The following is a 17,676-nucleotide window of genomic DNA, read 5'->3' on the forward strand; positions in this document are numbered from 1 at the left end:
GAGTCGCCATGACCGCACTCGACCAGCGTCCCGCCGAGCGGACCGCTCCGGCGGAGCCGGGGACCGTCACGATCTCCGTCCGCTCCCTCGAGCGGATGGCGGTCGCGATCGTCCACGAGGAGCTGGGCGTCGAGGTCTCCGCGATCCGCGTCCGGCTGTCGGACGACAGCGGCGGCCTCGCGCTCGCCGTCACCGCCCCCGTCGTGACGGACGGCCTCGGCGCGGCGGAGGGCAGCCTGCTCGACCGCCTCCACCGCGACCGGGCGACCATCGCCTCCCGCATGGGGGCGCTCACCGGCCGCACCGTCAGCCGCGTGGACATCCGCGTGACCGGCACCCGCACCCCGAACCGAACCCCGAGGAGAGTCGCATGAGCCCCGCAGCCACGCCGCGCGATGCGGCCCCGGATGCGCGCTACCGCCGCTACCTGCGGCGCGAGACGCACAGCTCGCGCTCGGCCGCGCAGATCGTCGTGCTCGTGCTGATCGCCCTGATCGCCGCGTACGTCGGAACGGAGGCGGTGCTCGCGATCGTCGGCGCCGCTCCGCTGCTGCTCGCGCCGTCCGCACTCCTCGGAGCAATCGTCGGCGTGACCGACCTCGCCTCCGGAGCGATCATCGGCATCGCCGTCGGCACCGCGGTGCTCGCGCTGATCCTGCTGGTCCTCGCCCTCGCCCCGGGAGCCCGCGCTCGCCACACCGTGGCGGACGACCGGCTCGCCGTGGTCCTCGACGACGGCGTGATCGCCTCCTCCCTCGCCCGCTCGGCCCGCGCGGCCGCCCGCTCGCGACGCGAGGACACCCGCGCCTCGATCGGCCGCCGCACCGCCGTGATCGAGGTGACCCCCTCCTCGGGGATCACCGTCGACCGCGACTCCGTGCAGTCCGCCGTCGACGACGAGCTGAGCCGCATCGCGGCGACGCCCGCCACCCGCGCCACCGTCCGCATCTCCGAGTCCGGGAGGATCTGATGACCACGAGCAACCGGTTCGTGAACCGCCTGATCCTCTTCCTGGTCGGCCTCGTCCTCGCCGCCGTCACCGCCGGCCTGGTCCTGATCGCCGTCTCGCAGCCGGTCCGCGATGCGGTCGCCGACTTCGCGGACGGCCAGGGCGCGGCCCTCGTCTCCCGGATCTCCCCGGAGGACGGCACCGCCTGGAGCGACGCCGCCGTGCTGTGGCCGCTCTACGCGATCGTCGGGATCTGCGTCCTGGGCATCGTCCTCGCGCTCGTCCTGATCCTCGCCCACGGCCGCGGCCGCACGAGCACCGTCCTCACGGACTCGGGCTCGTCGAGCGGCATCGCCGGAGAGGTCGAGATCGCCACCGGCTTCGCCGAGGACGTTCTCGAGAACGCGCTGGCCGGTCGCACCGACCTGCTGGACGTCACCGTCGCGGCCTACCGCCACGGCTCGTCCACGGCGCTCAAGGTCCGGGTCCTGCCCCGCGGCGGGGTCTCGCCCCGCACCGTGGTGGATGCGGTGCACCAGGAGGTCCTCGCCCTCGATCAGCTGCTCGGCGCGCGACTCCCCGTCGTGCTCGAGGTCGCCTCGAGTGCCCGGGCCGGGTTCTCCAAGGAGGACCGGGTCGCCTGACCCGCGAGCGCCCGCGCTCTCCCACCACTTCCTCCGGCGGCCGTCGCCGGAGGACGAACCGAATCGAACGGAAGGAGCCCCTCATGGGTGCTGACGACAAGATCCGCAACGCTGCCGAGAACCTGCTCGGCAAGGCGAAGGAAGCGGCCGGCAAGCTGACCGACAACGAGAAGCTCGAGGCCGAGGGCCAGGCCGACCAGGCCAAGGCCCAGACCAAGAAGGTCGGCGAGGACGTCAAGGACGTCTTCAAGAACTGACGCTTCTCCCGAACGACGAAGAGGCCGCCTGTCGCTGATGCGACGGCGGCCTCTTCTGCGTGTGCCGGGCCTGCTTCGGGGCTTCCGGGCTCCGGGTCAGACGCTCCAGAACATGATGCGCGCGGCCGAGGCCGAGTCGATGCTCTGGTCGAGGTTGTCGGCGGTGTGCGAGGAGTAGAGGATCGTGTCGCCCTTCACGCTCGTGACGACGCCGGTGTGGTCCCAGTCGCCCGAGCCGTCCCAGTCGAACTGCACGACGTCGCCCGGCTTGACCTCCGAGCGCTGCGCGTTCGTGAGGGGCGTCGCCCGCTCCGGGTGCGCCGCCAGGTAGGAGTTGAACGCGGTCGAGGAGGCCCAGGCCGAGCTGTAGCCGCCGGTCCGCGAGTAGCTCCACTCGCCGTCCATCTCCCAGCCGCGCGCGATCAGCGACTGCGAGGTGAAGTTGACGCAGTCGTTGCCGCCGATGACGCCGTACTGCGCGGAGTTGTAGTCGGACCAGTAGGTCTGCAGGTAGTCGAGCTGCGAGGCGAGGCGGCTGGCCTCGAGCGCGGCGGCGGCCTTCGCGGCCTCGATCGCCGGGTCGGGCGTGTAGGCGAAGGTGATCGCGGAGGCGACGACCTTGGTGGTCGCGAGCACGCCGGTCGCGGCCGGGCTGGGCGAGGCGGTCGCGGCGGGGGCGACGAGCTCGGCAGGCTGCGCGTCGGCCGCGGTGGCGGTCGGTGTCGCGGTCGGAGTGGCGGCGGTCGCGTCGGTGCTCGCGTCCGTGCTCGCGTCCGTGCTCGCGTCCGTGGTCGCGGTCAGCGGCTCCCCGGCCGGAGTCGTGGTGTCCACGGCGGGCTGCACCGTCTCGACCGGGGTGCCGTCGACGGTCGCGGCGGCGACCGAGTCGGTGACGGCGTCGAAGGTGATCGGCGCTCCTCCGGCGTCGAAGAAGGCGACGGGGACGACGCCCTCGGTCTCGCCGTCCGCGGGCGGCGCGGTCACGGTGATCTGGTCGGGGTTGTCCACGGTGACGCTTCCCTCGGCGTCGCCGAAGCGGACCGTCGCGACCGAGTCGAGGTTCGAGCCGGCGATGGTGACGCTCGTGCCGCCGGCGACGGTGCCGGAGGTGGTCGAGACGCTGCTGAGCACCACGCGGGCGTCGGCGGTGGTCGCGGGCAGGACGGTGACGGGCGCGGCCGTCGCGGTCGGCACGGCGCTGGCGGCGGTCGCCGACTCGGCGTCGGCCGAGGCGCCGACGGTGAGGCTCACCCCGGTCGCGGCGGCGACGAGGACGAGCCCGCCCGACATCGCCAGCACGAGGTGCCGGCGCGAGGGGCGGAAGAAGGAGGAGCCGCGACGGGCGGGCTCGGTGCGCTGGCGGTGCCCCTCGGCGGCGCGACGGTCGCGGCGGGACGGGAAGCCGTCGCCGCCTGCGGGGTGCAGCGGGGCGGCGGCGGAGAGGCGGATGCCCTCGGCGGCCGGCGCGAGCACGGCGGGGGCGAGGACCACGGGGGCCGGGGCAGCGGGGGCGGGGAGCTCGACGGCGGCAGCGGCCGGCGTGACGACGGGCGGGGTCGCGCGGACGCGGCCCTCGCGCTCGCGCGCCTCTCGGCGGGTCAGCGGCGGTGCGAGCGGAGCGTCGGCGGGGGCGACCTCAGCGGCGGCGGGCACGGTGGAACGGGTGGAACTGTGGGGCACAGGGGAACTCACGGGTCGGTGCGCACGGGGGCGGGGGCGTGCGGAAGATCAGGGGGAAGCGGCCATGTCACCACGCGGGAGTCGGAGACCCATTGGGGTGACCTCCGAAAGCACTCCGAGTAACGGTACGGTAACAACGCCCGTCTGTCACGTCCGCTTCTGATCGCGGCCGTCTCCGCAAGCCCTTGTGCACCGGATTCCGGACACATTCGGATTTTTGAACGGACACGCCTTCAGCCGTCGAGCCGCTCGATCCTCCGAACGGCCGCACACCGCCGATTGTGCAACCACCCCCAGCTGGAGAAGTTCCGGGCGTAGAAGATCCAGATTCCCGGGATGGTCGGCAGACCCTCCTCCGCCAGGCGCGCGTTGATCCGCTGCCCGTCCTTCCCACTGCCGTCGCTCTCGGCGAAGACCGACTGGAGGCGAACGAGCACGTCGGAGGAGAACGGATGTCCGGCGATCGCGGCGTCGATCACCTCCAGCTCGCGCTGCAGCTTCTCCCGCGTGCGAAGGACCCGTCCCCGATGCCGCTCGATCCCGAGCCGGGCGGCACGCCGCCGGTTGTGCAGCCACCACCAGCTCGGCCAGCTCCGCAGGTAGAACAGCCCGAGCCTGTGCAGCTCGGGCAGCCCCTCCTCCGCGAGGCGGGCGCTGACCCGCTCCTCGTCACCTGCGCCTTCGCGGGTGATCGCCTCGATGCGCTTGTACCAGTCCGACGAGAGCACATGCGCTGCGATGGCGGCCTCGGCCGCGTCGAGCCGCCGCTGAAGCCTGTCTTCGGTCGCGCGACGCACCTGGGAGTCCTCCTCTCGATCGAAAGCGAGCAGGGCTCGCTTTCTGTTCGAGCGTAGGCACGCAGGACGGAACCGGAAAGGCGTGGCGCCGGACGCCCGACAGGGCACGCCAGAGGGCGCGAAGGGGTGCTCGCAAGCACGCCGAGCAGCCGTCTGGAGACGCCGCTACGAGACCGTGCCCGGCGCGTAGTCGGGCGCGTCCGGCAGCCCGAACAGGCGCTCGAGCGTGGGGATGCCGGCGTCGTGCAGGTGCTGCGCGAGCTCCACTCCGATGTAGCGGAGGTGGTACGGCTCCGACTCGTAGCCGGTGATCGGCGTGGTGTCCGGCTTGTAGCGGACGAGGAAGCCGAAGCGATGCGCGTTCGCGCCGACCCACTGGCCCTCGGGGGTGTCGCCCCAGCAGATCTCGAGGGCGCAGGTCCCCGAGGAGCCGACGACGTCTACGGCCCAGCCGGTCTGGTGCTCGCTGTGCCCCGGGCGGGCGCTGGTCGCGTCGGCTCCGGCCTGGCCGCGCGAGGACACCCAGCCGGCGTAGACGCTGACCTGGGTGTCGTAGGAGCGGTACGCGCTCTGCACCGCGAGCGTCAGGCCGGCCTCGCTCGATGCCGCTGCGAACATCGGCACCAGCGCGTCCGCGGTCGCCTGGCGCATCGGCTGGCGGTTGACGTACGGGACGTCCGGGTAGACCAGGTCGGCCGGGACGTAGTCCACCGGGTTCAGGGTGCGGAGCTTGTTGACGACCACCCAGATGCTGGCCGGGTCGTCGTTCGAGTGCGCCGAGAGGTCGATCCCGGGCGTCGCGGTCGGCGTCGGCGTGGGCGTCTCGGGCGGAGTCTCGACCGGCACGGCACTTGCGGTGGCCGATGCACTCGGGGTGGCGCTCGGGCCGGCACTCGGAGTCCCGGACGCGGCCGGAGCGTTCGCGCGGCCGGCGCCGAGCGCCACGTTCACGCCGACGGCCGCCACTCCGGCGGCCACGGCGACTCCGCCGATCACCAGTGCTCGGCGCCGGAGGGGGCGCCCCTCCGGGGTCGGGTTCTCGTCCGAGGTCATGCTCCGAGCCTACGCGGGAGCCCGATCTCGCCCCCCTCGAGGGATGTCAAGCACTGAGGGGTGTATCCGTTCAGCAGTGCTCCTCCATGCGGGTGTCGAATATCCTCAAAGGATTCACATAAGCAGACCCCCTAGCTTGAGTGACAGCCTCGGCGACCGCGCGCATCCGCCCCCTCGGATGAGCCGCCCACCGGTCCCGATGACGAGAGGACCCCATGCTGCGCCCCCTGCACGTCCGAGCAGTCCCCCTCCCCGCTCTCGCTCGCGCGATCGAGCTGCCCGACGACGACCTCCCGTCCGCCGAGGTGAGCGGGATCACCCTGACCGCCTCCGACGTCGAGCCGGGCGATCTCTTCGTCGCCCTCGCCGGCGTCAACCGCCACGGCTCCGACTTCGTCGCGGAGGCCGCCGAGCGCGGTGCCGTCGGCGTCCTCACCGATCCGGCCGGCGAGTCCGCCTCGCGCGCGACCGGCCTGCCCGTGCTCGTCGTCGACGACCCGCGCGCCCGCCTCGGCGCCGTCGCCGCCGCCGTCTACGCGACGACCGAGCGCGCTCCCCTGCTGCTCGGCGTCACCGGCACCAACGGCAAGACCTCGACGGTGCACATGCTCGAGGGGATGCTCCGCCAGCTCGGCGTCGTGCCCGGCCTCAGCTCCACCGCCGAGCGCCACATCGGCGACACCTCCGTGACGAGCGGGCTCACCACTCCCGAGGCCACCGAGCTGCACGCCCTCATCGCGCGCATGCAGGAGGCGGGGGTCGGCGCCGCCGCGATCGAGGTCAGCGCGCAGGCGCTCACCCGGCACCGCGTCGACGGCGTCGTGTTCGACGTCGCCGCGTTCACGAACCTCAGCCACGACCACCTCGACGACTACGGCGACATGGACACCTACTTCGCCGAGAAGGCGCAGCTGTTCCAGCCGGACCGGTCGCGCCGCGCGGTCGTCTCGCTCGACTCTCCCGCCGGGCTCCGCCTGGTGAACGAGGCGGGCGTCCCCGTCACGACGATCACCTCTCTCCCCGACGTCGACGCCGACTGGCGGGTGAGCATCCTCGAGCAGGAGTTCGGCCGCACCCACTTCCGCGTGCAGAACCGGGAGAACCGCGCGATCACCACCTCCGTCCCGATCATCGGCGCGCACATGGCGGCCAACGCCGCCCTCGCGATCGTGATGCTGATCGAGGCGGGCCGGCCGATCGGCGAGATCCGCGCGGCCCTGCACCGCGACGGAGGGCTCGACGTCTCCCTCCCCGGCCGCACCGAGCGCGTCTCGGGCGAGCACGGCCCCACGGTCTACGTCGACTTCGGCCACAGCGCCGACGCCTTCACCCGCACGCTCGAGGCGGTGCGCGAGGTCACCTCGGGCCGCGTGATCATGGTCTTCGGCGCCGACGGCGACCGCGACGCCCTCAAGCGGCCCGCGATGGCCGAGGCGGCGGTCTCGGGCAGCGACGTGCTCGTGATCACCGACCACCACCCGCGCTTCGAGGATCCGGCGTCCATCCGCAGCACGCTGATGGCGGCGGCGCGCGCGGCGCGGCCGGACGGCGAGATCCACGAGGTGGACGACCCCAAGCGCGCGATCCGCGTCGCGGTGTCCCTGGCGCAGGAGGGCGACTCGATCCTCTGGGCCGGGCCCGGGCACCAGAACTACCGCGACATCGAGGGCGTGCGGACGCCGTACTCGGCGCGGGCCGAGGCGCGGGCGGCGCTGCGCGAGGCCGGCTGGGCCGAGGCGACCGTCCCGGCGCACAGCTGAGCAGGGGCCGCTCCGGACCCGGATCGACGGTCCAGAACCGCGGATCCGGCGGCCCCCTCTGAGATCCTCCACAGGCTCGCCCGAACCGCTGGAGGAGACTCCGCACGCGGTGTAACTTTGCGCAGCACGCAACGTTTGCGGCGGTCCGCCGTGCCCTGGCAGCGCCCGCCAGACAAGGGGACCACCGTGACCGATTCCGCCCGCCCACCCGCGACCGCCGCCAGCCCGTCGGGCGCGATCATGACGCACCGCCAGATCCTCTTCGTGATCTTCGGCCTGATGGCGGGCATGTTCCTGTCGTCGCTCGACCAGACCATCGTCGGCACCTCGATGCGCACGATCGCCGACGACCTCGACGGCCTCTCGCAGCAGGCCTGGGTCACCACCGCGTACCTGATCGTCTCGACGATCGCGACGCCGATCTACGGCAAGCTCTCCGACATCTTCGGCCGCCGCCCGCTCTACCTGATCGCGATCGTCCTGTTCCTGATCGGCTCGCTCCTGGCCGGCTTCGCGACCTCGATGCTCGGCCTCGCCGGCTTCCGCGCGGTGCAGGGCCTCGGCGCCGGCGGACTGATGTCGCTCGCGCTCACCGTGATGGGCGACATCCTGCCGCCGCGCGAGCGCGCCAAGTACCAGGGCTACTTCCTCGCCGTCTTCGGCATCTCCAGCGTCGTCGGCCCGCTGATCGGCGGCCTCCTCGCAGGCACCCCCGAGATCCTCTTCATCACCGGCTGGCGCTGGGTCTTCCTGATCAACCTGCCGATCGGCGCCGTGGCGCTGTTCATCGTGGTGCGTTTCCTGCACCTGCCCAAGCCCGCCGCCCGCCGCTCCGTCCGGATCGACTGGTGGGGCGCCGCGCTCGTCATCGTCGCCGCCGTCCCGCTCCTGCTCGTCGCCGAGCAGGGCCGCGAGTGGGGCTGGGGCTCGCCGATCGCCTGGGTCTGCTACGTCGTCGGCGTGCTCGGCATCGTCGGCTTCATCGCGGCCGAGCGGATGATGGGCGACGACGCGCTGATCCCGCTCAAGCTCTTCCGCTCGCCGACCTTCTCGATGGCGACCGTGCTGGGCGTGCTCGTCGGCTTCGGCATGTTCGGCGGCATGATGGCGCTCCCGCTCTACCTGCAGCTCGTCAACGGCGCCACGCCGACCGAGTCCGGCTTCCTGATGCTGCCGATGATCCTCGGCCTGATGATCGCCTCGATCGTCTCGGGCCAGATCATCTCGCGCACCGGCCGCTACCGCGCGTTCCCCATCCTCGGCACCTTCCTGATGTCGGCCGCGTTCTTCTACCTGTCCTTCGTCTCGATCGACAAGCCGGTGATCTTCGTGATGGGCGGCATGCTGCTGCTCGGCCTGGGCCTGGGCCAGATGATGCAGACGCTGACCCTCGCCTCGCAGAACTCGGTCGACACGGCGAACATGGGCGTCGCGACCAGCGCCTCGACGTTCTTCCGCCAGATCGGCGGCACGCTGGGCACCGCGGTCATCTTCTCGGTGCTGTTCAGCCGCATCCCGGAGACGATCGCCGCGGCGTTCAAGAACCCGACGATCGCCGCGAACCTGCAGGCCGCCGCCTCGGACCCGACGATCGCGGCCGACCCGGCCAACGCGGGCATCCTCAAGCTGCTGCAGTCGCAGGACACCGCGGCGATCGGCTCCGCGCTCGACGGCGACACCTCGTTCCTGAACACGGCGAACGACGCGCTCTCGGCGCCGTTCCTCACCGGCTTCAACGACGCGACGGTCACGGTCTTCCAGGTCGCGCTCGGCGTGGTGCTGCTCGCCTTCGTGCTCTCCTGGTTCCTGAAGACCCCGCCGCTGCGGGCGAAGTCGGCGATGCAGGAGGCGCACGACCTCGCGAACGAGGACGCCGCGGCCGAGCTGCGCCGCACCGACCCGCAGATGGCCGCCCGCGCCGGCGCCGACCTCGCCGCCGGGAGCATCGAGCCCGACGTGCGGACCGACTCCGTCGCCACGGCGCCCCGGCGCGCGGAGGACGGCGACCGGCGCGGCTGAGCGCGCACTCCGGTCGGCTCCTTCCGACCCCTGACGGCCCGGACGCCTCGGCGTGCCGGGCCGTCGGCGTTCCCGGGGGCGCCCCTCCGCCTCGAGCGCCGTCGAGCCCGCCGACCGCCCTGCCGCCCACCCCGCCAGCGCGGTGAGAGAGCGCTCCACCGGGATGGTCGTAGGATGACGGGACAGCCGCCGAAGGAGTCCGCAGTGACCGTTCCCCCCTCCCCCGCCTCGACCCTGCCGGAGCAGATCGCCCGGGCCGAGCGCCTCGCCGCGCGCGACTGGCCCGCCGGATTCCTCTGGGGCTCCGCCACCGCCGCCGCGCAGATCGAGGGCGCCGGCCACGAGGGCGGCAAGGAGGACAGCATCTGGGACGCCTTCTCGCGCGTCCCCGGTGCCGTCGCGAACGGCGACACCCCCGAGGTCGCCGTCGACCACTACCACCGCATGCCCGCCGACGTGCAGCTGATGAAGCGCCTCGGCCTCGACTCCTACCGCTTCTCGGTCAGCTGGTCGCGGGTGAAGCCCGGCGACCGCGCCGTCAACACCGAGGGGCTCGACTTCTACTCCCGCCTCGTCGACGAGCTGCTCGGCGCGGGCGTCCTGCCCTGGCTGACGCTCTACCACTGGGACCTCCCGCAGGCCCTGGAGGAGACGGGCGGCTGGACGAACCGCGACACCGCCGAGCGCTTCCGGGACTACGCGGAGGCCGTGCACGCGCGCCTGGGCGACCGGGTGGCGCACTGGACCACCTTCAACGAGCCGTTCTGCTCGACGCTGCTCTCCTACGGCGCCGGGATCCACGCGCCGGGCGTGATCTCGCAGCAGGCCGCGCTGGCCTCCGTGCACCACACCCACCTCGCGCACGGCCTCGCCGTCTCGGCCCTGCGCGACCTCGGCGCACAGAACCTCGGCATCACGCTCAACCTCTCCAACGCCGTCCCCGACGACCCGGAGGACGAAGTCGACCTCGATGCCGCGCGCCGCTTCGACGCACTGCAGAACCGCATCTTCCTCGACCCGCTGCTGCTCGGCGAGTATCCCGAGGACCTCCTCGAGGACGTCGCGGGCCTGGGCCTGGACGAGCTGATCCAGGACGGCGACCTGGCGACGATCGCGCAGCCGCTCGACTTCCTCGGTGTGAACCACTACCACGACGACAACGTCTCCGGTCATCCTCTGCCGGCCGACGCCGAGGACTTCGCCCAGGCGACCGAGCGCGAGGTCGGCTCGCCGTGGGTCGGCTCGGAGTCGATCACCTTCCCCTCCCGCGGGCTCCCGCGCACCGCCATGGACTGGGAGGTGCACCCCGACGGGCTGCGCTACCTGCTCACCCGGCTGGGCCTGGAGTACGAGAACCTGCCGCCGCTCTACGTCACCGAGAACGGCGCCGCGTACGACGACGTCGTCGAGGACGGCCGCGTGCACGACGTCGACCGCACGCAGTACGTGCTCGACCACGCCGAGAAGGTCGCCGACGCGATCGACCAGGGCGCCGACGTCCGCGGCTACTTCGTCTGGTCGCTGCTCGACAACTACGAGTGGGCCTGGGGCTACGAGAAGCGCTTCGGCATCGTCCGGGTCGACTACTCCAGCCAGGAGCGGCTGATCAAGGACTCGGGACTCGTCTACTCGCGGCTCCTCGGCGGCGCCGCGGCCGAGGCGCTGGACTAGACCGTGTCCGAGGGCATCAGGGGAGGCGGGCGCTCGCCGACGCTCGAGGCAGTCGCCGCGCGGGCCGGCGTCTCGCGCGCCACCGTCTCGCGGGTGGTCAACAACGCGCCGCAGGTGGCCGCCGAGATCGTCACCGCCGTGCAGAAGGCCATCGCCGAGCTCGACTACGTGCCCAATCGGGCCGCGCGGATGCTCGCCTCCCGCCGCACCCAGTCGATCGCGCTGATCGTGCCGGAGTCGACCGCGCGCGTCTTCGCCGACCCGTTCTTCGCCGCCATCGTGCAGGGCGCCGCGATGCGCCTCGCCGACACCGACTACACGCTCTCGATGCTGATCGCCTCGGAGACCAGCGGCGAGAAGACCCGTCGCTACCTGCTCGGCGGCAACGTCGACGGCGCCCTGGTCGTCTCGCACCACTCCGGCGACCACTCCTACGCAGCGCTCTCGAACTCGCTGCCGATCGTCTTCGGCGGCCGGCCGCTCTCGCCGGACGAGCGCGACTCCTACTTCGTCGACGTCGACAACGCCGACGGGGCCGCCGTCGCGACCGCGCACCTGATCGCGGGCGGCCGCCGCCGCATCGCGACCATCGCCGGCCCGGCCGACATGCCGCCGGGCGTCGACCGCCTGATCGGCTGGCGCAGCGCCCTGACCGACGCGGGGCTCGACGACTCGCTCGTCGAGTGGGGCGACTTCTCGCCCGAGAGCGGGACGGAGGCGATGCGCCGCCTCCTCGAGCGCGACCCCGTGATCGACGGCCTCTTCGCCGCGAATGACCAGATGGCCGTCGGCGCCTACGCCGCGCTGCGCGAGGCCGGCCGCCGCGTCCCCGAAGACGTCGCCGTCGTCGGCTTCGACGACGACATCTTCGCCCGCTCCGCCGTCCCCGCACTGAGCACCGTCCGCCAGGTCCCCGTCGAGCTCGGCGCCCGCATGGCCGAGCTCCTGACCGCCCGCATCGAGGGCGCCGACGTCGAGCACCGCACCCTGATGCCCACCGAGCTGATCGTCCGCGCGAGCTCCTGACCTCGGGCCCTCCCCTCCCCTCCCCTTCGCCACTCTCCAAAAGTTGTCGTACTCGATAGCCGAGTACGACAACTTTCGAGGACCCGGCGGAGTGAGTGAGCTCTCGGTGAAGGCAGGGCGGGTCACGGCCGCCAGCCGTGCGCCATCAGGGCGGCCCGGATCTCGAAGATCGTGCGGGCTCGCTCTCGGCCGAGCCCATCCGCGCGGACCACGACCTGGATCCAACCCGCCAGCTGGAGCGCCAGGGAGCGCTCGCGATCGCGCGCGTACTGCGCATCGCTCGTCTGGTGCTGGCGGCCGTCGTACTCCGCGAGCACCTTCCACCGGCGGAAGACGAGGTCGCCGATCGCGATGAGCCGGCCGCCGACCGTGATCTCGGCGTTGACCTCCGGGGCGGGGAGTCCTGCCTCGCGAACCAGCGATCGGAGTGCCGTCTCCCTGCAGGAGGCGGCCGCGGTCGAGACGAGCCGCAGCACGCTCTCGAGCCGTCTTCGTCCGGGCCCGTGGTACCCGTTCACTCGATCCTGCAGGTCGGAGAGTCCCGCGTACGGACGCGGATCGACCTCGTCCGGGTAGCGAGGCACGAGGAGGAGGTGATCGGCGGCCGCCAGGAGGTCGCGGTCGGGAAGGAGCATCGCGAGCGAGACCCACGTCGACGCCGCATCGGCGACCGGCAGTCCGAGCCTCTTGGACACGGCGACGTTCTGCGGCAGAAGGACGTGCCCGACGACGCCCCGAGTCCGCGGCGGTCGCCGCGGGGAGAACGTTGCGACGTGGATCGGATCGTCCTCCGGCCGCCGGAAGGGAAGCGGCACCGACCAGAGCTCGGCCGCCGTCAGATGCGAGAAGAACTGCCCCGGACGCAGCCGTGGCCGGTAGGCCAGAGCACGTTCGACGTGCGTCACCGGCATGACGCGTGTCCTCACTCCGTGGAACGGGCTGGCCAGTCGCGGCGACCGCAGCTCGCCGTCCGTCGCGCCTTCGCGCAGGGCTGCACGGCGGGTGAACGCTCCGAGATCGATGTCCGTCATGCGCCGATCGTGCTGCACCCGAGCCGACGCCGTGGCTCCGTTCCCTCCGACCGACGGACAACTCCCTCCGACCGTCCCTGTGGAGGACTACCGCCCCCGGCCTCTCCTCAAAAGTTGTCGTACTCGGCGCTCCTCTACGACAACTTCTGGAGAGCGGATCCGCACGCCGACGAGGTGGCCATCACGTCCGCAGAAGTTGTCGTCGCGGGTGCGCGAGTACGACAACTTCTGGAGAGGGGGCGGCGGGGGCGGGGCGTCAGAGGTACAGCGGCTCCGGGTCGTGGGCCGCGAAGCGTCGGCGCATCACGGCGATGGCGTCGGCGTGCTCGTCGACGAGGACGAAGCGGCGGCCGAGGGCGTGGGCGACGGCGCCGGTGGTGCCGGAGCCGGCGAAGAAGTCGAGGACGGCGTCGCCCTCGCGACTGGAGGCCTGGACGATGCGACGGAGCACGCCCTCGGGCTTCTGGGTGGGGTAGCCGGTCTTCTCGCGGCCGGTGGGCGAGACGATGGTGTGCCACCAGACGTCGGTGGGGCGCTTGCCGCGCTCGGCCTTCTCGGGGGTGACGAGGCCGGGCGCCATGTACGGCTCGCGGTCGACGGCGGCGGAGTCGAAGTGGTAGCCGCGCGGGTCCTTGACGTAGACGAGGATCGTGTCGTGCTTGGTCGGCCAGCGCTTGGTGGCCTTGGCGCCGTAGTCGTAGGCCCAGATGATCTCGTTGAGGAAGCACTCGCGGCCGAACAGAGCGTCCAGCAGCACCTTGGCGTAGTGCGCCTCGCGGTAGTCGAGGTGCAGGTAGAGGGTGCCGTCGTCGGCGAGCAGGCGCCAGGCCTCGGCGAGGCGCGGCTCGAGGAAGGACCAGTAGTCGTCGAACCGGTCGTCGTAGCGGAGGAGGTCGCCGCGGATCCGCTCGTAGCTGCGGCCCTTGAAGCCGGAGATGGTGCCGGTCGCCGAGCGGACGGAGGTGGTCGAGGTCCGCACCTGCGCGCGGCCGGTGTTGAACGGCGGATCGAGGTACACGACCGTGAAGGACCCGTCCGCGAGCAGCGGCAGGACCTCGAGGTTCTCGGCATGGATCACCGCGCTCCGGGTCTCCGGGACGCCGTCCGCGATCTGGATCGTCCTGGGCACTCCGCAATGGTGTCACGGGGGCGCCGACCCCTCCGACACGGCGTCGACCCCTCCGACACGCCCCGGGGAGCGCGTGCCCGGGCCGCCGCGGGCCCCGGCGTAGAGTGACGCGATGATCTCCGAGGTGCGCCACGACGAGGACCGGTCCCAGTACACGCTGTGGGTCGACGGCGAGAACGTCGGCCTCGCCGACTACGCGGTCCGCGGCGCGGACGTGGTCTTCCTGCACACCGAGATCGCGCCGGAGCACCGGCACGAGGGCCTCGGCGACCGTCTGGTCGAGGCGGCCCTCGACGACGCGCACGACCGCGGTGCGCACGTCGTCCCGCTCTGCCCGCTCGTCGCCGACTTCATCGCCGAGCACCCGGACTACCAGGAGCTCCTCGCGAGCTGAGCGGAGCGGAGCCGGCGCCGGCGTCCCGGAGGGCGCCCCGCCTCACGGCACCCGGCGCAGCCACTCCGGCGTCGAGTACTTCGACGCCACGAGCTCCTCGGCCTCCGCGTACTCCTCGGCCGTCAGGTCGCCCGGAGTGCCGCCGTGCAGCTGGACGAACGTCGCCTTCATCCGCTCGATGATCTCGGCGCGGCTGAGCCCGGTCTGGCTGCGCAGCGGATCGACGCGCTTGACCGCGGACGCGATGCCCTTGTCGGAGAGCTTCTCGCGCCCGATCCGCAGCACCTGCACCATCTTCTCGGCGTCGATGTCGTAGCTCATGGTCACGTGGTGCAGGACGGCGCCGGAGCCGAGCCGCTTCTGCGCCGCTCCGCCGATCTTGCCGGAGGGCGAGGTGATGTCGTTGAGCGGCTGGTAGACCGCGTCGATGCCGAGCGACTGCAGCGCGCTGACGGCCCACTCGTCGAGGAAGGCGTAGGAGTCGGCGAAGGTGAGGCCCTGCACGAGGTCGCCGGGGACGTAGAGCGAGTAGGTGACGACGCTGCCCGCCTCCATGAACATCGCGCCGCCGCCGGAGATGCGGCGGACGACCTCGACGCCGTACTTCGCCGCGTTGTCGAGGTCGACCTCGTTGCGCAGCGACTGGAAGCTGCCGATCACCACGGCGGGCTGGTCCCACTCCCAGATCCGCAGCGTCGGCTCGCGGCGCCCCTCGCCCACGGCGGCGGTCAGCACCTCGTCGAGCGCGAGGTGCATCGACGGCGAGACGGCCTTCGCGTGCACGATCCGCCAGTCGTAGTCGCGCCAGCTGGTCGCCTTCTGCAGCGAGCGCCGGATCGCGACCGCGACGGCCTCGGGCGTGAAGCCGAGCAGCACCGCGTCGGCCGGCAGCGCCTGCCGGATCGCCGCGGCGATCGTCTTCGCGTCGGTCTCGGCCGGCAGCCCGACCACCGCGCGGTCGATGTCGTCGAGCGCCGTGTCGGGCTCGAGGAAGAAGTCGCCCGCGAGCCGGAAGTCGGCGAACCTCCCGTCGACGACGTCGAGGTCGACGACCACGAGCTTTCCACCGGGGACCTTGTACTCGCCATGCATGACGTCAGCCTAGGCCGGAGGAGCGACGTCCTCCCCGGCGGCGACGAACCGCTGGTCGAGCCAGTCGACCAGGTCGGCCGTGACCTCGACGCGGTTGAGCTCCTGGAACAGCTCGTGCCGCGCCTCCGGGTACACCCGCACGCTGACGTCGGTGTAGCCCGCGCGACGCCGGTACGCCTGCGCCAGCGCCCGCACCGAGCGCTCGCCGCCGAGCGTGTCGTCGGCGCCGACCACGAGCAGCAGCGGCAGCGGGTGCTCGGGCCGTCGGGCGGGCCGGCCGATCAGCCGGAGTGTCTCGCGCAGCCCGATCCGCTTCGCGAGCGGAGTGGTGAAGGTCAGCGGGTCGTCGTGGAAGAGCTGCCAGACCTCCGGGTCGCGCGAGAGCCACTCGAGCCCGAGCCCGCCCGCCACCCGGTGCCGGCGCGCCAGGTCGCCCGCGTTCATGTAGCCGGGCAGCCGGTAGGCCGTGCCGCTGAGGATCAGGGCCGCGTAGTCGGCGGACCGGTGGTCGACGATCCGCTGCGCCATCAGCGAGCCCCAGGAGTGGCCGAGCAGGACGATCGGGACGCCGCAGTTCTCCCCCGCGAGCTCGCGGGTGAGCCGGTTGATCGCCTCCTCCGCCGCGCGCAGGCCGCCCGGGCCGAGCCGGCCGAGCTCGGCGACGTCGCCGCCGTGCTGCTCGAGGCCGGTGCGCCCGTGCCCGCGGTGGTCGTCGGCGGCGACCGCGTAGCCCGCCGCGACCAGCGCCTCGGCGAGCTCGACGTAGCGGCCGGAGTGCTCGCCGACGCCGTGCGCGATCTGCACCACCGCCTTCGGACGGGGATGCGCCCACCAGCGCCAGTGGATCGTCACGCCGTAGGCGTCCTGGAAGGTCCTGTCGACCGCGGTGCCGGGCATGAGACCAGTGTGGCCCTCGGGCCGCGGAGCGCGAAGAAGCGCGCGCGAACTGAGAAGATACTCACGATCCGTCGGACAGCGGTCCCGCCCCCCCGCGGGATCGCTAGCGTTCTAGCGCCGTGCGGAGCCCCCACGTCCGTCCCCATCCCCCATCTCGAGCGAGGCCAGCCCCCACATGACCGTGTCGCCCCTGATCTGGACCCTGACGATCGTCTTCATCGTCCTGCTCCTGCTCTTCGACTTCTTCTTCCACGTGCGCAAGGCGCACGAGCCGACCCTCAAGGAGTCGGCGCTCTGGTCGGCCCTCTACGTCGGCATCGCCGTGCTCTTCGGCGTCGGCGTCCTCGTCTTCGGCGGACCGACCCCCGGCTCCGAGTACTTCGCCGGCTACATCACCGAGAAGGCGCTGTCGGTCGACAACCTCTTCGTCTTCCTCATCATCATGGCGAGCTTCAAGGTGCCGCGCGCCGACCAGCAGAAGGTGCTGCTCTTCGGCATCGTCTTCGCGCTGATCGCCCGCACCGGCTTCATCTTCCTCGGCGCCGCGCTGATCAACTCCTTCGCCTGGATCTTCTACCTCTTCGGCCTGATCCTGCTGCTGACCGCGTTCAACCTGGTCAAGCCGGGCGACGAGCACGCGGGCGACAACGTGATGGTCCGCCTCGCCAAGCGCGTCTTCAAGACGAGCGACCAGTACGACGGCGACAAGTTCTACACGCACATCGACGGCAAGAAGGTCCTCACGCCGATGATCCTGGTGATGGCGGCGATCGGCGGCACCGACATCCTGTTCGCCCTCGACAGCGTCCCCGCGATCTTCGGCCTCACCAGCGACGTCTTCCTGGTCTTCACCGCCACGGCGTTCTCGCTGCTGGGCCTGCGCCAGCTGTACTTCCTCATCGACGGCCTGCTCGACCGCCTCGTCTACCTCAGCTACGGCCTCGCCGCGATCCTCGCCTTCATCGGCGTGAAGCTGATCCTGCACGCGCTGCACGAGAACAACCTGCCGTTCATCAACGGCGGCGAGCACGTCGAGGTCTTCGAGATCGGCACCGGCCTCTCGCTCACCGTGATCATCGGAGTGCTGGCCGTCACGGTCATCGCCTCGCTGCTCAGCCCGAAGGGCCGCCGCATGGCCGCCGAGGCCGCGGAGCGCAAGCGCGTGGCCGCGAAGGCCGGGGCGGACGTCGAAACGGGGCACTGACCCGCACAACGAAGGCTGGGACGCCGATCCGGCGAGGAATCACCCGGATCGTGCGTCCCAGCCTTCGTTGTGC

General features: G+C 72.0%; 17 protein-coding genes. 10 read left to right on the forward strand and 7 right to left on the reverse strand.

The genetic code is table 11. The features are described 5' to 3' along the window. Positions 1-8 precede the first annotated feature (8 nt). From HQQ86_RS05295 to HQQ86_RS05310, 4 genes are all read left to right on the forward strand, one after another. The gene (locus HQQ86_RS05295; RefSeq protein ID WP_173287007.1) at positions 9-374 is read left to right on the forward strand and encodes a hypothetical protein; all 366 of its coding nucleotides are present in this window, start codon (positions 9-11) and stop codon (positions 372-374) included. After that, entirely contained in the window at positions 371-970 is a 600-nt protein-coding gene (locus HQQ86_RS05300) for a hypothetical protein (RefSeq protein ID WP_173287009.1), read from the forward strand. Before HQQ86_RS05295 ends, HQQ86_RS05300 begins: the two co-directional genes overlap by 4 nt. Then, positions 970-1,593 (forward strand): hypothetical protein, encoded by a 624-nt coding sequence (locus HQQ86_RS05305; protein WP_173287011.1) that lies wholly within the window; start codon positions 970-972, stop codon positions 1,591-1,593. Before HQQ86_RS05300 ends, HQQ86_RS05305 begins: the two co-directional genes overlap by 1 nt. A gap of 83 nt (positions 1,594-1,676) precedes the next feature. Then, positions 1,677-1,850, forward strand: a complete 174-nt coding sequence (locus HQQ86_RS05310) for a CsbD family protein (RefSeq protein ID WP_173287013.1) — start codon at positions 1,677-1,679, stop codon at positions 1,848-1,850. Between the two features lie 96 nt (positions 1,851-1,946). Here HQQ86_RS05310 and HQQ86_RS05315 read toward each other — a convergent pair whose 3' ends face one another. From HQQ86_RS05315 to HQQ86_RS05325, 3 genes are all read right to left on the reverse strand, one after another. After that, a complete protein-coding gene (locus HQQ86_RS05315) occupies positions 1,947-3,503 on the reverse strand; it encodes an amidase domain-containing protein (RefSeq protein ID WP_173287015.1) in 1,557 nt (518 codons plus the stop codon). 260 nt (positions 3,504-3,763) lie between these two features. Next, entirely contained in the window at positions 3,764-4,327 is a 564-nt protein-coding gene (locus HQQ86_RS20885; protein ID WP_216844928.1) for a hypothetical protein, read from the reverse strand. Between the two features lie 165 nt (positions 4,328-4,492). Continuing rightward, complete coding sequence (locus HQQ86_RS05325) at positions 4,493-5,380, reverse strand: M15 family metallopeptidase (protein ID WP_216844929.1); 888 nt, start codon at positions 5,378-5,380, stop codon at positions 4,493-4,495. Positions 5,381-5,595: 215 nt separating this feature from the next. On the opposite strand from HQQ86_RS05325, the gene HQQ86_RS05330 reads away from it, so the two are divergent. From HQQ86_RS05330 to HQQ86_RS05345, 4 genes are all read left to right on the forward strand, one after another. Then, positions 5,596-7,140, forward strand: a complete 1,545-nt coding sequence (locus tag HQQ86_RS05330) for a Mur ligase family protein (RefSeq protein ID WP_173287017.1) — start codon at positions 5,596-5,598, stop codon at positions 7,138-7,140. 240 nt (positions 7,141-7,380) lie between these two features. After that, a complete protein-coding gene (locus HQQ86_RS05335) occupies positions 7,381-9,159 on the forward strand; it encodes an MDR family MFS transporter (protein WP_173287522.1) in 1,779 nt (592 codons plus the stop codon). A gap of 246 nt (positions 9,160-9,405) precedes the next feature. Next, complete coding sequence (locus HQQ86_RS05340) at positions 9,406-10,830, forward strand: GH1 family beta-glucosidase (RefSeq protein ID WP_367948583.1); 1,425 nt, start codon at positions 9,406-9,408, stop codon at positions 10,828-10,830. A 3-nt stretch (positions 10,831-10,833) separates the two neighbouring features. Further along, entirely contained in the window at positions 10,834-11,856 is a 1,023-nt protein-coding gene (locus HQQ86_RS05345; protein WP_173287021.1) for a LacI family DNA-binding transcriptional regulator, read from the forward strand. A gap of 122 nt (positions 11,857-11,978) precedes the next feature. Here HQQ86_RS05345 and HQQ86_RS05350 read toward each other — a convergent pair whose 3' ends face one another. Next, a complete protein-coding gene (locus HQQ86_RS05350) occupies positions 11,979-12,887 on the reverse strand; it encodes a hypothetical protein (protein ID WP_173287022.1) in 909 nt (302 codons plus the stop codon). A 256-nt stretch (positions 12,888-13,143) separates the two neighbouring features. Further along, positions 13,144-14,016 carry a site-specific DNA-methyltransferase gene (locus HQQ86_RS05355; protein WP_123444978.1) on the reverse strand — a complete coding sequence of 291 codons (873 nt, stop codon included), beginning with the start codon at positions 14,014-14,016 and terminating at the stop codon, positions 13,144-13,146. A 112-nt stretch (positions 14,017-14,128) separates the two neighbouring features. On the opposite strand from HQQ86_RS05355, the gene HQQ86_RS05360 reads away from it, so the two are divergent. Then, positions 14,129-14,410 carry a GNAT family N-acetyltransferase gene (locus HQQ86_RS05360; protein ID WP_173287024.1) on the forward strand — a complete coding sequence of 94 codons (282 nt, stop codon included), beginning with the start codon at positions 14,129-14,131 and terminating at the stop codon, positions 14,408-14,410. Positions 14,411-14,452: 42 nt separating this feature from the next. On the opposite strand, the gene HQQ86_RS05365 is transcribed toward HQQ86_RS05360, so the two are convergent. Beyond that, positions 14,453-15,502, reverse strand: coding sequence for a biotin/lipoate A/B protein ligase family protein (locus HQQ86_RS05365; RefSeq protein WP_173287026.1), 1,050 nt, complete (start codon positions 15,500-15,502; stop codon positions 14,453-14,455). Positions 15,503-15,511: 9 nt separating this feature from the next. Further along, positions 15,512-16,399, reverse strand: a complete 888-nt coding sequence (locus tag HQQ86_RS05370; RefSeq protein WP_173287028.1) for an alpha/beta fold hydrolase — start codon at positions 16,397-16,399, stop codon at positions 15,512-15,514. Positions 16,400-16,574: 175 nt separating this feature from the next. On the opposite strand from HQQ86_RS05370, the gene HQQ86_RS05375 reads away from it, so the two are divergent. After that, on the forward strand, positions 16,575-17,603 hold the full coding sequence (locus HQQ86_RS05375) for a TerC family protein (RefSeq protein WP_173287031.1): 1,029 nt from the start codon (positions 16,575-16,577) through the stop codon (positions 17,601-17,603). The last annotated feature ends 73 nt before the right edge of the window (positions 17,604-17,676 follow it).

Source organism: Rathayibacter sp. VKM Ac-2857 (assembly GCF_013205025.1).
Lineage (GTDB): Bacteria > Actinomycetota > Actinomycetes > Actinomycetales > Microbacteriaceae > Rathayibacter.

Bases quoted from the DNA above. Each gene is read 5' to 3' on its own strand.
- HQQ86_RS05325 (WP_216844929.1), bottom strand. From the start codon at position 5,380: ATGACCTCGGACGAGAACCCGACCCCGGAGGGGCGCCCCCTCCGGCGC.
- HQQ86_RS05350 (WP_173287022.1), bottom strand. From the start codon at position 12,887: ATGACGGACATCGATCTCGGAGCGTTCACCCGCCGTGCAGCCCTGCGC.
- HQQ86_RS05370 (WP_173287028.1), bottom strand. From the start codon at position 16,399: ATGCCCGGCACCGCGGTCGACAGGACCTTCCAGGACGCCTACGGCGTG.
- HQQ86_RS05300 (WP_173287009.1), top strand. From the start codon at position 371: ATGAGCCCCGCAGCCACGCCGCGCGATGCGGCCCCGGATGCGCGCTAC.
- HQQ86_RS05365 (WP_173287026.1), bottom strand. From the start codon at position 15,502: ATGCATGGCGAGTACAAGGTCCCCGGTGGAAAGCTCGTGGTCGTCGAC.
- HQQ86_RS05310 (WP_173287013.1), top strand. From the start codon at position 1,677: ATGGGTGCTGACGACAAGATCCGCAACGCTGCCGAGAACCTGCTCGGC.
- HQQ86_RS05330 (WP_173287017.1), top strand. From the start codon at position 5,596: ATGCTGCGCCCCCTGCACGTCCGAGCAGTCCCCCTCCCCGCTCTCGCT.
- HQQ86_RS05335 (WP_173287522.1), top strand. From the start codon at position 7,381: ATGACGCACCGCCAGATCCTCTTCGTGATCTTCGGCCTGATGGCGGGC.
- HQQ86_RS05295 (WP_173287007.1), top strand. From the start codon at position 9: ATGACCGCACTCGACCAGCGTCCCGCCGAGCGGACCGCTCCGGCGGAG.
- HQQ86_RS05305 (WP_173287011.1), top strand. From the start codon at position 970: ATGACCACGAGCAACCGGTTCGTGAACCGCCTGATCCTCTTCCTGGTC.
- HQQ86_RS05375 (WP_173287031.1), top strand. From the start codon at position 16,575: ATGACCGTGTCGCCCCTGATCTGGACCCTGACGATCGTCTTCATCGTC.
- HQQ86_RS05360 (WP_173287024.1), top strand. From the start codon at position 14,129: ATGATCTCCGAGGTGCGCCACGACGAGGACCGGTCCCAGTACACGCTG.